Source organism: Acinetobacter sp. LF10, assembly GCF_048585715.1.
Classification (GTDB): Bacteria; Pseudomonadota; Gammaproteobacteria; order Pseudomonadales; family Moraxellaceae; genus Acinetobacter.
Genome location: NZ_CP184160.1, coordinates 2,138,572 through 2,153,676, shown reverse-complemented (window position 1 = coordinate 2,153,676; position 15,105 = coordinate 2,138,572). Strand labels below are relative to the sequence as shown.

General features: G+C 40.2%; 15 protein-coding genes and 1 pseudogene. 3 read left to right on the top strand and 13 right to left on the bottom strand.

Annotation, left to right across the window (positions count from 1 at the left end):
• Positions 1-43 precede the first annotated feature (43 nt).
• The 10 genes from tolA to ACN19N_RS10455 all read right to left on the bottom strand — a co-directional run bounded on the left by tolA (position 44) and on the right by ACN19N_RS10455 (position 8,149).
• Entirely contained in the window at positions 44-1,528 is a 1,485-nt protein-coding gene (gene tolA, locus ACN19N_RS10500) for a cell envelope integrity protein TolA (protein ID WP_420001285.1), read from the bottom strand.
• 3 nt (positions 1,529-1,531) lie between these two features.
• Entirely contained in the window at positions 1,532-1,984 is a 453-nt protein-coding gene (gene tolR / locus ACN19N_RS10495) for a protein TolR (RefSeq protein ID WP_420001284.1), read from the bottom strand.
• Complete coding sequence (tolQ, locus tag ACN19N_RS10490) at positions 1,984-2,682, bottom strand: protein TolQ (protein ID WP_420001283.1); 699 nt, start codon at positions 2,680-2,682, stop codon at positions 1,984-1,986. Before tolQ ends, tolR begins: the two co-directional genes overlap by 1 nt.
• A 26-nt stretch (positions 2,683-2,708) precedes the next feature.
• Complete coding sequence (gene ybgC, locus ACN19N_RS10485) at positions 2,709-3,116, bottom strand: tol-pal system-associated acyl-CoA thioesterase (RefSeq protein ID WP_004661168.1); 408 nt, start codon at positions 3,114-3,116, stop codon at positions 2,709-2,711.
• Between the two features lie 164 nt (positions 3,117-3,280).
• Positions 3,281-4,177 (bottom strand): hypothetical protein, encoded by an 897-nt coding sequence (locus tag ACN19N_RS10480; RefSeq protein WP_420001282.1) that lies wholly within the window; start codon positions 4,175-4,177, stop codon positions 3,281-3,283.
• Positions 4,178-4,329: 152 nt separating this feature from the next.
• Positions 4,330-5,325: a Holliday junction branch migration DNA helicase RuvB gene (ruvB, locus tag ACN19N_RS10475; protein ID WP_420001281.1), complete on the bottom strand. Its 996-nt coding sequence runs from the start codon at positions 5,323-5,325 to the stop codon at positions 4,330-4,332.
• 18 nt (positions 5,326-5,343) lie between these two features.
• Complete coding sequence (gene ruvA / locus ACN19N_RS10470) at positions 5,344-5,946, bottom strand: Holliday junction branch migration protein RuvA (RefSeq protein WP_420001280.1); 603 nt, start codon at positions 5,944-5,946, stop codon at positions 5,344-5,346.
• 34 nt (positions 5,947-5,980) lie between these two features.
• Positions 5,981-6,478 (bottom strand): GNAT family N-acetyltransferase, encoded by a 498-nt coding sequence (locus ACN19N_RS10465; protein ID WP_420001279.1) that lies wholly within the window; start codon positions 6,476-6,478, stop codon positions 5,981-5,983.
• Positions 6,475-6,747, bottom strand: coding sequence for a DUF1778 domain-containing protein (locus tag ACN19N_RS10460; protein ID WP_269238237.1), 273 nt, complete (start codon positions 6,745-6,747; stop codon positions 6,475-6,477). The genes ACN19N_RS10465 and ACN19N_RS10460 overlap by 4 nt, the downstream gene beginning before the upstream one ends.
• 61 nt (positions 6,748-6,808) lie before the next feature.
• The gene (locus ACN19N_RS10455; protein WP_420001278.1) at positions 6,809-8,149 is read right to left on the bottom strand and encodes a deoxyguanosinetriphosphate triphosphohydrolase; all 1,341 of its coding nucleotides are present in this window, start codon (positions 8,147-8,149) and stop codon (positions 6,809-6,811) included.
• Positions 8,150-8,511: 362 nt separating this feature from the next.
• On the opposite strand from ACN19N_RS10455, the gene ACN19N_RS10450 reads away from it, so the two are divergent.
• The 3 genes and pseudogenes from ACN19N_RS10450 to ACN19N_RS10440 all read left to right on the top strand — a co-directional run.
• On the top strand, positions 8,512-8,733 hold the full coding sequence (locus ACN19N_RS10450; protein WP_269238235.1) for a hypothetical protein: 222 nt from the start codon (positions 8,512-8,514) through the stop codon (positions 8,731-8,733).
• Positions 8,734-9,135: 402 nt separating this feature from the next.
• On the top strand, positions 9,136-12,966 hold the full coding sequence (gene purL / locus ACN19N_RS10445; protein ID WP_420001277.1) for a phosphoribosylformylglycinamidine synthase: 3,831 nt from the start codon (positions 9,136-9,138) through the stop codon (positions 12,964-12,966).
• Between the two features lie 78 nt (positions 12,967-13,044).
• A pseudogene (locus tag ACN19N_RS10440) lies at positions 13,045-13,226 on the top strand (Bcr/CflA family drug resistance efflux transporter); the annotation flags it as partial.
• Positions 13,227-13,244: 18 nt separating this feature from the next.
• On the opposite strand, the gene ACN19N_RS10435 reads toward ACN19N_RS10440, so the two are convergent.
• The 3 genes from ACN19N_RS10435 to ACN19N_RS10425 form a co-directional block, all read right to left on the bottom strand.
• Complete coding sequence (locus ACN19N_RS10435) at positions 13,245-13,454, bottom strand: transposase (protein ID WP_420001276.1); 210 nt, start codon at positions 13,452-13,454, stop codon at positions 13,245-13,247.
• Entirely contained in the window at positions 13,423-13,695 is a 273-nt protein-coding gene (locus tag ACN19N_RS10430; RefSeq protein ID WP_420002380.1) for a transposase, read from the bottom strand. Before ACN19N_RS10430 ends, ACN19N_RS10435 begins: the two co-directional genes overlap by 32 nt.
• A gap of 105 nt (positions 13,696-13,800) precedes the next feature.
• A protein-coding gene (locus ACN19N_RS10425) for an IS3 family transposase (RefSeq protein WP_420001275.1) occupies positions 13,801-14,960 on the bottom strand; the annotation gives its coding sequence in 2 pieces (ribosomal slippage) (positions 13,801-14,726 and positions 14,726-14,960; 1,161 coding nt in all).
• Between the last annotated feature and the right edge of the window lie 145 nt (positions 14,961-15,105).

Sequence of the window (15,105 nt, the reverse complement as noted above, 5' to 3'; positions counted from 1 at the left end):
TACATGCTTTGTTCTATTAAAAGCATGTAACGTTAACTATTCATTACTGTTTTGCAATGAATGTAATTGTGACGCGACGAAGTTGCTTCACAATATCTGGATCATCAGGCATTGGTAGGGGGGATGCTTGTTTTACTGCGGCTTCTACACTCGCTTTTAAATCTGAATCGCTGCTATTCGCAACAACTGATATTACATTCCCGTTTGCATCAAGTGAAATATTAACTGTAATTGATTTTCCTTGAGAAGCTAAAGGTACTTCCCAAGCTCTGCTAATTTTGCTTTTAAACGCTGCTTTAGTGGAGTCTGCAATTCGTTTAACATCCGCTTTTTTTTGAGCTGCCTCTTGCTCTGCCTTTTTAGCAGCCGCCGCTTTTGCATCTGCTTCGGCTCTTTCGGCATCCGCTTTGTCTTTAGCAGCTTTATCAGCAGCGGCTTTGTCTTTAGCAGCTTTATCCGCAGCAGCTTTGTCTTTAGCAGCTTTATCAGCAGCGGCTTTGTCTTTAGCAGCTTTATCCGCAGCAGCTTTGTCTTTAGCAGCTTTATCCGCAGCGGCTTTGTCTTTAGCAGCTTTATCCGCAGCAGCTTTGTCTTTAGAAGCTTTATCAGCAGCGGCTTTGTCTTTAGAAGCTTTATCAGCAGCAGCTTTGTCTTTAGCAGCTTTATCAGCAGCGGCTTTGTCTTTAGTAGCTTTATCCGCAGCGGCTTTGTCTTTAGCAGCTTTATCAGCAGCGGCCTTGTCTTTAGCTGCTTTATCAGCAGCAGCCTTGTCTTTGGCGGCTTTATCGGCAGCGGCCTTGTCTTTAGCTGCTTTATCAGCAGCAGCTTTGTCCTTTGATGCTTTATCAGCAGCAGCTTTGTCTTTAGAAGCTTTATCAGCAGCGGCCTTGTCTTTTGCAGCTTTATCAGTAGCAGCCTTGTCTTTTGCAGCTTTATCGGCAGCGGCCTTGTCTTTTGCAGCTTTATCGGCAGCGGCTTTGTCTTTAGAAGCTTTATCAGCAGCAGCCTTGTCTTTTGCAGCTTTATCAGCAGCAGCTTTGTCTTTGGTGGCTTGCTCTGTTTTGCGTTTTACTTCCTCATCAGCACGTTGTTTCTGGGCTTGAGCTTCTGCCTGTTTTTGACGTTCTTCTGCTTGTTTTGCTTGGGCTGCTGCTTCTTCAGCTTTCTGTTTTTGTTCTGCTAATTGAGCTTGTTTTTGCTGCTCAGCTTTTTGTTTAGCATCAGCGAGTTGTTGTGCAGAAGGTGTAACAGGTGGGATTGGAAGGTTTTCTGGTTGAGTATTATCAATGATTGGACTGAGTATTTCTTCAGCCTGATTTTCGGCTGTTGTTTCCTGTTCTACAGGTTTAGCCATCGGCGGTGGCAAATCTTCTGGTTTAACTAAAATTGTGGTCAGTTTTTTAGGTTGCTCAGGCGGTTTACTTAGACCTAAGAAAAGCAAGCCAACAATCGCAATTGCATGTACCCCAAGGGTAAAACCTAGCGCAATTGCATTTTGTTTAAAAGGTGGCTCTTGAAATTTTTTCATAACTTATTTTAATGGCTCTGTCAGTAAACCAACTTGAGTTAAACCTGTTTCTTGTAGGCTTGCCATTAATGAAACAACTTCACCATAAGGACGAGATTTATCACCATTGACCAATACAGTGAGTTGTTTATTTTCTTGTTCTGCTTGCTTTTGAGCATCACTCAAAATAGTTTCAAGCTGTTCAAGTGAAAGAGGCTCACTATCTTCGTGGTCTTGGTATTGCAAATAAATATTGCCATCTTTGCCAATCGTTACCATTGCAGGCATATCTTTCGATTCAATAGGATTATTATTGGCTTGGGGAAGATCAACTTTGATACCGCTGGTAATCATAGGCGCAGTGACCATGAAAATGACTAAAAGTACCAACATGACGTCAATATAGGGTACAACGTTCATATCACTTTTCAGTGGTTTTTTGATGCGTTCAAAACGCCCAGATCGTTGAATCGCCATTATGCATCTTCCTGTGTCGATCCAATGGCTTGACGCTGTAAAAGAGCGACCATTTCTTCGGCAAATAATGCACGATCTGAATAAATTGATTCGCTTTTTGCAGTGAAGTGGTTAAAAGCAAGCACAGCAGGAATCGCTGCAAATAAACCGATTGCTGTTGCAATAAGTGCTTCAGCAATACCTGGTGCTACGGTTGCCAATGTAACTTGATCAACGGCGGCAAGACCGATAAAGGCATTCATAATGCCCCAAACCGTACCGAATAAGCCGATATAAGGCGCAACAGAGCCGATACTTGCAAGTGCCCCCAAACCTTGTTCTAAACCACCTTGATCACGACTTAAACCGACACGAAGAATACGTTCAGTACCTTCGATGGTTTGATTGGTATCTGCTTTGCGTTTCTGTAGTTTAAAAAACTCACCCAAACCCTGATAGAAGATGTCTTCTAAGCCGTTACGTTTGGAATTTAACTGAGCGTTGTTATAGAGCGTATTTAATTCGGCACCTGACCAGAACATTTTTTGAAAATGCTCATCATTTTGACTTGCTTTTTTAAAGCCCATCTGTAATTTGGCAATCAAATACCAGCTAAAAATTGATGCCAGTAATAGGATTAGCATGACCAATTGCACGACTGGACTGGCTTGTAAAATCAGGTCAGAAATATGTAGAGAAGATTCTAAATTAGTTGCCATAAGTCACTGTGCCGAAAAGTTTATTTTTAGTCCTGTGCTAATTCTTTTTGAATCAGATCACGTATTTCCTCAGGAAGTCTACGCGGCATAAGTTCTTTGTTTAAACACGCCAACGTAACCTCACCTGAAGCCAGCAAGATTTCACCACGATAAATATTTTGTTGCAACACAAAAGATGCGGCTTTACACGAAATAACACGTGCTGTAACGGTAATTAAGTCATCCATTAATATTGGGCGTACATATTTCACCTGAATTTGATGTACAACGAAGTTGTAGTCTTGTTGATGCCAGTAATGATCGACGCCTGCTGCACGTAACCATTCAGTGCGCGTGCGTTCCATAAAACGAATGTGATTGGCATGGTAAACAATACCGCCTGCATCTGTATCTTCGATATATACACGAATATTAAATTCAAAATGATTAGCCATATCCTTAACCTATTTCTGCATACTGCAAGCAATTGAGGGAATGATATTGCGTCAGTCTGAGGATGGGAATAGTAATAAATAACATATTGCTAGATCATTGAAAAATTAAGCCCTAATGATTAGGGCTTAAAGTAAAAGGTGAACAAAAATTATTACAACTCGTTTCAATCAACTGTTTTTGGATAACCTTGTACAAGTTTTGCATTGGCATAAGCACTCACTAATGCTTGACCACCAATTGTTTGAGTAATTGATATGGTATTTTTTTGATTATAGAGGTCAACGATTTCAACTTTTGCAGCATTTGGCTTTAAAGCATAAAAATCACTTTCTGTTGAAAATTTAAAATTAGAGTTAAAGTTTACAGAGAAAACCTTACCTCCAATTTCGCCACTTAATTGTCCTTTCGCTATATCTTCTATGTTGCCAGTAGATACATTGAAATTTGAAGTGAGTGCATAATTGTTTAGAGTATATTGATAAATACTGTTGTTATTTGTTTTATCTATGAACTTGTAAGTGGCTTGATTGGTTTCAAATAAGCTTTGAGTTAAGTTGTCACTAATAATTGTATATGTATATTTTAATTTACCATTGATTGAAATTGATTCATCTGCCGTGTCAATATTCATATTTGTCAAGGTAAGCTCACTTTTGGTTGAGGTACCAGATTTTGCAGTATTAGACTGGATATTACCTGAAACTGAGATCGTCGTTCCTGTATTATCAGCCATGAGCTTACAGTTATTGAGCGTTACGCTATTGTCTGTATTCACTGTTGCTGTGCCAGATATGCAGGGTAACTTAGAGTCAATCGCAGTGGCTCGCGCATAAGCTCCATCAGCAAGTATTGCAATATTAAGTAGTAAATTTTCAGATTGATTGGAAAGATTTACCACAGGTTCATTAATGATGTCGATAGTTTCTGATTTATTGTAATCTAGTTTTTCTTTACTATCATTTTTTGTTTGGTTATTTGTGCTGTCGCTGCTTCCGCCACCGCATGCTGTTAATAATAATGCCCCAGAGCATAAAACAGAAGCCAATATCTTATTCGTCATTTTCTTACCTTAATGTATTAGATTTTATGTAGTTAAAATGGAAGTTTATTTCTTTTAACTACATAATTATAGCAAGAAAACATGTATTTTATATTAAGATGAGAAATTTTATATTATGTTACTTTTCCATAAAAGCGCATTTTATAATGTCTTTATTCAGGCGGTGTTATACCAAACTGTAAATACGCCATATTGGTTGCAATACGACCACGTGCTGTTCGCATCACATAACCTTGTTGGATCAAATAAGGTTCGATCACATCTTCAAGCGTTCCACTGTCTTCTGCCATTGCCGCTGCTAGTGCTTCAACACCAGTCGGTCGACCCTCAAAACGCTCAAGTAACATACTGAGATAACGGCGGTCTAAAGTATCTAAACCATCTTTATCGACATTCAGCATGTCCAATGCACGTTGCGCCATATCTTGGGTGATTTCACCTGTGCCTTTCACTTGCGCATAATCTCGAACACGACGTAATAAACGATTGGCAATACGTGGTGTACCACGTGCACGTCGTGCAATTTCTGTTGAGCCTTCTTTGGTAATCGGAACATCCATGAGATTTGCCGAACGAGTGACAATATGGGTTAAATCTTCAACAGAATAGAATTCTAAACGTTGCACGATGCCGAAACGGTCACGTAAAGGCGAGGTGAGTAGCCCTGCACGAGTTGTTGCAGCAACTAAGGTAAATGCAGGTAAATCTAATTTAATTGAACGAGCAGCAGGACCTTCACCAATCATGATATCCAGTTGATAGTCTTCCATCGCTGGATAAAGGATCTCTTCAATGACAGGGGATAGACGATGGATTTCGTCAATAAAGAGAACGTCGCCTTCTTCCAAATTAGTCAGCATCGCCGCTAAATCACCAGCTCGTTCCAGCACAGGTCCTGAGGTAGATTTTAAATTGCCGCCCATTTCGCGCGCGATAATATTCGCTAATGTGGTTTTACCTAAGCCCGGTGGACCAAAAATCAAGGTATGGTCGAGTGCTTCACCCCGACCTCGTGCAGCACCAATAAAGATTTCCATTTGCTCACGTACCACTGGCTGACCAATATAGTCTTCAAGAGAGGTTGGGCGAATCGCACGATCAAAATGATCTTCTGGTTTTTCAGAACCACTGATTAAACGGTCTTGCATAATGAATTCAGTCTATCTTTATTTATTCAATGATTTAAGCGCAGCTCGGATAATATCGCTTGCTTCGGTAAAATCTGCTTTAACGGCTTGAATCAATTTCTGTGCTTCAAGTGGTTTGTAGCCCAGTGATTGTAAAGCGGCTTCAGCTTCGGCAACAGCAGAATTTCCAGTGAACTGTATTTGAGCAGACGCTGTATTATTTGAAACGGTCGTGGTTGAAAATGCTTTAAAACGATCACGTAGTTCAATCATTAAGCGTTCAGCTGTTTTCGTACCAACTCCCGGGACTTTGACCAGTGTTTTTACATCACCATGTTCAACAGTATGGATGAGCATATCCACGCTTAATGTTGAAAGAATACCGAGCGCCATTTTAGGGCCGACACCATTGACCTTGAGTAAAGTACGGAAAATAATTTTCTCTTGCGCATCATTAAAACCATACAGTTGTTGCGCATCTTCTCGAACCACCAAATGTGTCCATAAAGTGACTTTTTGTCCTTTTTGTAATTGGCAAAATGTTGAAAGCGGCGTATCTATTTCATAGCCAACGCCGTTTACATTAAGCAATACGGTTGGGGCTTCTAGGGCAAACACTTCGCCAATTAAACATCCGATCATGAAATTATCTTCTAAAGTAAAATGATTTAAAAAATTAGGTTGAAATGTTATGAGCAATGTCTTTCATTGTCATAAACAGTTTGTTTGGATATTGGCTCAATGCCTGAAATCCGTATTGTTGATAAAATTCAGCAATTCCATCTTTTGCATCAACTAATACCAGTGGAAATGCCACAATTGCACTCGCTTGATATAGGCGGTGTAAGGCATCTAATAATAAAATTGCCCCTAGACCTTGCTTCTGATAACGATGATCCACTGCCAAACGTGCAATTAAGCCTGCTGAATGCACAAAAGCATGTTTTTTTTGCAAGTTTTGTGGCAACGATGACAGGTCTAATGAGGTCATGGTTAATGTATAAAATCCCATAATCCATACAGGGTTGATGGGATCAATGAGGACATAGGTTCGGGCATTGTCTTTTTGTGCTTCTTGGCTAGCGATTTGATTTAAATACTGATTCAACACCTGATTTTTGCAGTCAAAACGTTGCCGATCATGCTGTTGTTTATCCAGTAAAATAATATTCATTCTTGTGTTTGATGATAATGTTGAGCCGCTTGTTTGAGTTTTGAATGAACTTGAATAGGTTGATCCAATGCTGTTATTAATGCCAATGCATCTTTTTCATTGAGTTGTAAGCTTTTTTCTTGAATCAGAACTTGTTTCGCCTTTTCAATTGCGGCACTGAGCACAAATGCATTCAAACTTGGCATACCCAATAAATTGGCAGCTTGCAGCAATAACGCTTGTGTTTGCTCATCAACACGAGCTGTAATTCGGGGATGATAGGCTGACATGATTCACCTACTAAATTGAACTTTATGTGCCATTATGGCACACGAATAGTGATTTGTTAATTTAAAAAAAACCTACTTTATTTCCCTGTAACTCTTGCGCCAAGCTATAGGCTTGGTGGTCTGAGAACTTACTAATAATATCTAGAACTTGCATAATATTATTATAGTGATTGTTTTGCAGATTTACGCCTGAATGTTGCAAAATAGACATCAAACGTTGTTCTTTAAAGCTCAAGGTCTTATGTGGCATGGTTAATGGGATAAAAGCATCCAAAATCGTTTGTAAACTCTGGTGTGCGATAATTTCTAAACCTGATTTTTGAGGATGTTCAAAAATTCGATCTTTGGCAAGATTCTTCGCTGTTTGAATGCCTATTTCAATATCGGGTGAGCAATATTGTAAAAGACTGCCTTTAAGCTGACCCGTTAAAATTTCATAATGATGTTTGGCAAATGCAGTGGTCACTTCATCGACTAAACGCTTCATCACACGCCCACGCAAAGCTGCGATTTTTTGCTGCCATGTGGTATGGGGTAAATGCAACTCTTCTGGATAACCATAATCCGCAATTAGATTCAGAAAGATTGGCTCAACTTCGGCATAGTTCAACATGTTCAGAATAATGCCATCTTCTAAATCAATGAGTGCGTAGCAAATATCATCTGCAGCTTCTAATAAATAGGTGAGTGGATGACGACAATAATGATAGTCACCGAGCTGAATGAGACCGAGTTGCTCTGCTAACTGTTTTAAAATTTCTTTTTCAGATTGATAGCAACCAAATTTTGCTCTTTGGTGCGAGGGTGTATCGCCTTGTTCTTCAATGGTTTTAGATAACCATGGGTATTTTAAATAAGCACCGAGTGTGGCACAGGTCAAACGCATACCACCATCATCAGGGTGATAGTCAATCCGACTAAGCAAGCGAAGTCCTTGGGCATTGCCTTCGAATTGACGAACATCGGCGGATTCTTCGGGCGTTAATTGGCTGAGAAAGTCACGATGTGATGCATCATCAAACCATTCACGAATTGCATATTCACCTGCATGACCAAAAGGTGGATTCCCAATATCATGCGCTAAGCAAGCAGCTTGAATGATTGCGCCAACGTCTGCTGGTGAAATCCACATTGGTAATTCATCTTTGATTTTTTCAGCAGCAAGCATACCTAGCGAACGACCAATACAAGAAACTTCTAGCGAATGAGTCAGTCGAGTATGAATGCCGTCATGTTGTGTAAGTGGATGAACCTGTGTTTTTCTATTGAGTTGACGAAAACTTTGGGAAAATATAATTCTGTCATAATCTTTGTGGAAGGGGCTTCGAGCCAATTCGGTACTGCTTTTTTTACTGCCTAAACGAATTGCAGACAGCAATTCCAACCAACGCATTTGTTCCATTCATCATTATTCACTATGAGTTCATTTTCATCATGCCAAAAAAAAGATTAAAGCACTAGTGCAGGGCGACATGGTTTGGCGTTTAAAATACTTTGCGTCTGAGTTAGGATTGTTGTGTAGCAAATATATGTGTTGAAGTGAAAATGATAAATTTGTTAAAGGTAAACTAGTTTGGGATTCAACCTGAGAAGTATACTTCGCAAGGAGTGGAACGAGACAATCAACGCGCGATATCTCCTAGAGTTAAAATTAATAGTCAAGCTAAACCAACTCCAACACGAATTTTTTGGGTCTAGAGATACAGATAACACAATTTTTATCCTAGTTTTGGTAAGTATCCGAAACCATAGGAGTAAGAAAATATGGAAAATACCGCATTAGTTATAATAGTTGAAGACTTTTTATTTGGTAGAGGTCAAAACCTAGATAATTATTTTATTGAGCAGACTCCTGTTTCTGAAATGTTATGTTATCGCAATTCAGAGGGGCGTGAGTTTGATCTTCCAATTTGTGATGATGAGCTAGCTGCTGCGGTTATAAAGCGGCTTAAGGAGATGGGGGTTAGGATTATTAAACTTAGCTAATTTAGTTGCTAAAATATCAAGGTAATTCCATCTATGCTCTCAAGTGCCTCGTTGCACGCTTGCTGATCTGCCTCACGCTGAAAAGGTACAAATCATGTAGGACGTAATGGCAAACTAGTTAACGATATGATTCTCACTAAAATTTGTTCAACTCACTTATAAATCAGTTTGTCTCACTTTACTGTTATTCAGTTGAAAGTGGAATTTATCAAACTAAATGAATTGTTACGAATATCGTAAAACCTATAAAGCTACAATAAATTAAGTGAGTTGAGATAGAAAACACTGATTTTTAAGATGGATATGTCTAGCTGAAAGAAGGCTTTCACAGTAGAATATGCGCTCTCTCATAAGTCACATTGTGGTAGGTTCGTTAGACCCGCCCGTGGAGCCAAAGTCAACATGTTTATCGTGGCCGGTGCATCAGCACATTCTTCTTTTAAGAAAGCTCAACTCTTAAACCGTTTAGCGTCAATGAGTTCTGTTCAATCTTTTGACAGCCAGTGGGTTTATTTGTTTGATCAAGCGCTCAACGAGCAGCAACATCAATCGGCATTACAACTTTTAAACGATGGTCAATCTTTCGAACTTCGCCAAGCTGCAAGTGATGAAATCCAAATTTTAGTGACACCACGTGTGGGGACAATTTCTCCGTGGTCATCTAAAGCAACGGATATTTTCCAAAACTGTAATACGCCAATTCACCGTTTAGAACGTGGTCTGTTATTTACACTGAAAGGTGTGAAAGAGATTTCGAACGAAGTGAAATTGGCATTACATGACCGTATGACAGAGAGTGTTTTTGCTCAGATTGATGATGCAAAAGCTTTATTCTTAGAAACAGCGCCGAAGCCATTGAACTCAATTGATATTTTGAGCCAAGGTAAAGAAGCGTTAGTAAAAGCGAATAATGAATTTGGTTTTGCACTTTCTGACGAAGAAATTGATTATTTAGTTGCAGCATTTACCAAACTCGGTCGTAATCCAAACGACATCGAATTGATGATGTTTGCACAAGCAAACTCTGAACACTGTCGTCATAAAATCTTTGGTTCTGAATGGACAATTGATGGTGAAAAACAGCCATTATCATTGTTCCAAATGATTAAAAATACCTATAAAGAATCACCAACGGATGTGTTATCAGCATATAAAGATAACGCGTCTGTGATCGTGGGTTATGACACCATGCGTTTTTATCCAAAAGCGGATGAAAATGGTCATTTCGTTTATAAATATAAGAGCCAAGCTGCTCATATTTTAATGAAAGTTGAAACACACAACCATCCAACTGCAATCGCTCCATTTGCAGGTGCTGCAACAGGTTCGGGCGGTGAAATCCGTGATGAAGGTGCAACAGGTCGTGGTGGTAAACCAAAAGCAGGTCTAACAGGCTTTACGGTTTCAAACTTAAATATCCCTGGTTTTGAACAACCTTGGGAAGATAATTACGGTAAACCTTCACGTATGGCATCGCCATTACAAATCATGATTGAAGGTCCACTCGGCGGTGCTGCGTTTAACAACGAATTCGGTCGCCCTGCATTGAATGGTTATTTCCGTACTTTTGAACAAAATGTCAATGGTGAAGTGAAAGGCTTCCATAAGCCAATCATGATTGCTGGTGGTTACGGTAACATCCGTCCTGACCATGTTGAAAAAGATGCGATCCAACCGGGTGACTTGCTCATTGTATTGGGTGGCCCTGCCATGTTAATCGGTCTTGGTGGTGGTGCAGCGTCTTCTGTAGACAGTGGTACAATGGGCGAGAGTTTAGACTTTGCTTCTGTACAACGTGAAAACCCAGAAATGGAACGCCGTTGCCAAGAAGTGATTGATACGTGTTGGCGCTTAGAAGACTTTAACCCAATTGTGTCTGTACATGATGTGGGTGCGGGTGGTGTGTCAAATGCGATGCCAGAACTTGTGAATGATCACGAGTTAGGTGCAGTGCTTAACCTGCGTAAAATTCCATCATTAGAGCCAGGTATGAGCCCCATGGAAATCTGGTCAAATGAAGCGCAAGAACGTTACGTACTTGCCATTCGTCCAGAGTCTTTAGAACAATTTGAAGAAATTTGTGCACGTGAGCGTTGTCCGTTTGCAGTATTGGGTGAGGCGACTGAAGCACGTCACTTAACTGTTGAAGACCCTTTGTTTGAGAATAAACCTGTTGATATCCCAATGCAGGTGATCTTGGGCGGTACGCCACGTATGCAACGTGCTTATGAAACAATCGAGCGTACGGGTAACGACTTTGATGCTGCAAAAGTTGATTTAAAAGATGCGATTTTCCGCGTATTGAAGAATCCAACAGTTGCGTCTAAATCGTTCTTGATCACCATTGGTGACCGTTCAATTACCGGTATGGTTGCACGTGATCAAATGGTTGGTCGTTGGCAAGTGCCTGTTGCGGATGCAGCAGTAACAACGACAAGCTTGCAAGGCTTCACAGGTGAAGCAATGGCAATGGGTGAACGTCCACCAGTTGCTTTGTTAAATCCTGCTGCATCTGCACGTTTAGCGGTTGCCGAAGCAATTACCAATATTGCCTGTGCCAACATTGAACAAATCAGTGATATCAAACTTTCTGCAAACTGGATGGCAGCTGCTGGTCAAAAAGGTGAAGATCAAGCCTTGTTTGAAGGTGTGAAAGCGATTGGTATGGAAATGTGTCCTGCGTTAGGCATCGCAATTCCAGTCGGTAAGGATTCACTTTCTATGCGTACTACGTGGAATGATGGTGAAGACAAAGCCGTTACTTCTCCAATGACAGGGGTAATCACTGCATTTGCACCAGTTCTAGATGTTCGTAAAACCTTAACACCTGAACTTAAGAATTTAGAAGACTCAGTGCTTGTACGTATTGATTTATCTAAAGGTCAATTCCGTTTAGGTGGTTCAATCCTTGCACAAGTATATAAAGCGATTGGTTCTGTTACACCTGATGTGGATAGTTTTGATGACTTCAAAGCATTCTTTGCTTTGATTCAAGACTGGAACAATCGTGGCCTAATCAAGGCTTACCATGATATCGGTGATGGCGGTTTATTGGCGACTGTTGCGGAAATGATGTTTGCTTCACGCTTAGGTGTTGCTTTAGAAAATCAAAGTACTGAAAGTTTATTCGCTGAAGAAATTGGTGCTGTACTTCAAATCACAGCGGCGGATTGGGCGCAGTTAGAAGTTGAAGTTGCAGCATCTAGCCTGAAAGATGCCATTGCAGTTGTGGGCCGTGTCAATACAACTGACCAATTGGCTGTCAATGGTTTGACTTTAGAACGTGCTGAATTACAACAAGCATGGGCAGAAGTATCGCATCAGATCCAACGCTTACGTGATAACGTCGAAACAGCTGATCAAGAATTTGCTTTAATTGCAGATAAAAACCACAAGGGTTTAATTGCTCAAGCAACTTATGATTTAAATGAACCTGTTGAAGCGCCGTTTATCAATACACGTCGTCCTAATATGGCAATCTTGCGTGAGCAAGGTGTCAATGGTCATGTTGAAATGGCCGCTGCCTTTGATAAAGTTGGTTTCAATACCATCGACGTACACATGAGTGATTTGCTTGCAGGTCGTGTGAGTTTAAGCGACTTCGAAGGTTTAGTGGCTTGTGGCGGCTTCTCATACGGCGACGTGATGGGTGCTGGTGGCGGCTGGGCGAAATCAGTATTGTTCAACCCGAAATTACGTGATCAGTTTGAGCAGTTCTTCCATCGTGAGAGCACTTTCAGCTTAGGCGTATGTAACGGCTGTCAAATGATGTCGCAACTTGCACCACTGATTCCAGGTGCAGAACATTGGGGCCGTTTCCACCGCAATACCTCAGAAGTATTTGAAGCGCGTGCTGTGAACGTTCGTGTTGAGAAGTCTGTTTCTGTGTTGCTTGAAGATATGCAAGGTTCGATTTTACCAATCGCAGTTGCGCATGGTGAAGGTCGTTTGGTTGTAACTGAACAGCAAATTGCTGCTTTAAATGCAGAAAATCAAGTGATCTTGCGTTATGTAGATAGCTTGGGTCATCCAACTCAACACTATCCATTGAACCCGAATGGTTCACCTGAAGCGATTACAGGTCAAACATCTAAAGATGGTCGGGCAACAGTGATGATGCCGCATCCAGAGCGTAACTTCCGTGCTTTACAGCATTCATGGAAGCCTGAAGATTGGGCGGAAGATGGTGCTTGGTTACGTATGTTCCGTAATGCACGTAAATTTATTGGTTAATATCAAATAAAAAATAAGCCACTGTAAGGTGGCTTATTTCATTAAAGTATAAAAATGAATATTGATGGAAAATAACAAATTAAACCAAAAATCCATTTCTATGAGTTTGCCTTATTAATTGCATTCTTGATGTCAATAGTTTCTTTTTCGATTGATGCAGTATTGCCTGCTCTAAATGTGAAATTGGAAAAGTTTTTAGACTACAAAATAGCAATCAGGCAGAGCGGGTCATTATTGGTATTTTTACAGGTATGACTATAGTAAAACCGTTTAATTATTCATACATTTGTTAAAAACAACCGAAATAATTGATCAATTGAATCAACCAACCACTCTTTACGCTTGCGTTTAACCCATGCCCACATCTTTTCTATAGGATTTAAATCAGGACTGTATGCAGGAAGCCAAAGTATCTGATGCCCTTGTTGTTCCAATAACGCCTGAGTATCCGCTCTTTTATGAAAATGTTGGATTATCCATAACCACACTACTATTCTTCGGTAATTCAGGGATCAGTAATCGCTCAACCCAAAAATGAAAAACATCAGCATTGATTTTGCAATCAAATAATCCTACTGCAAACAATTTCTGTTGATGAATTGCTCCAATTGCATTGGTCTGATTTTTTAACTGCCAATTATATTGTCCAAAGCATGGTTTTCCTCTTTGCGAATAACCATTAGGTCTATGATCATGTGACTTGAAGCCACTTTCATCAAGGTAGAAAATAGGATGACTTTTTTCTAATAACTCTATTTGTTCAATAAATCTTTCTCTAAGTTCTGAGTTAGCTTTTGGGTGACTTAGCGTCTTTTTTTTATTGTAATACTGATCCTAGCCAAAATAATGGACAACCGATCCCTCTAAATTCTTGAAATATTTCTGTTCAAAGGCTTCTGGACTTAACCAGCCATTTGCAGAATGCCTTCTGATTCGATTGTAGTAAACTTCAATATACTCAAACAAGATAGCATTTGCCTCTTTTCTCGTAGAAAATACACTGCCATGTACTACATGCCCCTTCAGGGTATGGAAGAAGCTTTCGGTCACTGCATTGTCCCAACAGTTTCCTCGTCTAGACATGCTTTGAATACAGTTATTCGTCAATAATAGCGCCCTAAAATCACGACTACAGTACTGACTACCTTGATCCGAATGCACCATGACACCCGTTGGATAACCCTGACGAGCCATTGCATAATTAAACGCATCACACACCAATTGGCGGTCTATTCGATGGCTGGTTTGCCAACCCACAATACGACGGCTGAATAGATCTAGCATCACACATAAATACAGCCAGCCTTCTTTAGTTCGGATATAGGTAATATCCGTTGTCCAAACTTTATTAGGCTGAGTAACTGTAAATTGGCGATCCAACAAATTTGATGCTGTAGACAAACGATGGTTTGAATCAGTCGTATGCTTGTATTTACGTGCAATCCTACTACGTAAACCAAGCTTTTTTAGCATCCTTCCAACGGTACGTTCGCTCATGCGATAACCTAAATCACGCATGTCATGTACCAATGACGGTGCACCCAAGCGCGCATGATGCTGCCAATATACAACTTTTAAATCATTGTATTTCTGCGCTGTATTGGTCTGGCGTTTTCGCCAGGCATAATAGCCTGAAGTGCTGACATCTAGGCATTTACAGACAGAAGACACAGTGACTTCATTCACATCCATATCTTGAATTACCGTGTACTTTTCTTGGCATGATCTGTCAGAAAGTACACATGCGCTTTTTTTAAGATGTCATTGGCTTCCTTGAGCTGTTTGACTTCTTTTTCTAATTCCAATATCCGCTGTTGTTCAGGAGAAAGTTGACGTTTGCTTGAACCTACTGGATTGGCTTCACGAATCCATTTATCTAAGGTTGAATAACCCACACCTAATTTATGGGCGATTGCAGCTATAGGCTCGTGGGAGTTTGAAAGTGCATGATCAATTGCTTGCTGTTTAAATTCCGGACTAAAACGTTTAGCCATTTCTTGGATCTCCAAAGATTGAAGTTACGTTATCTTTAGAGGGACATGCTGTCCATTATTTTGGCTAGGATCAGTTAAAAGATAATAAGATGATCAATAGCTAAAATTGTCCTAGGATGTTTATAATTAAAGAATAAGATGTTGG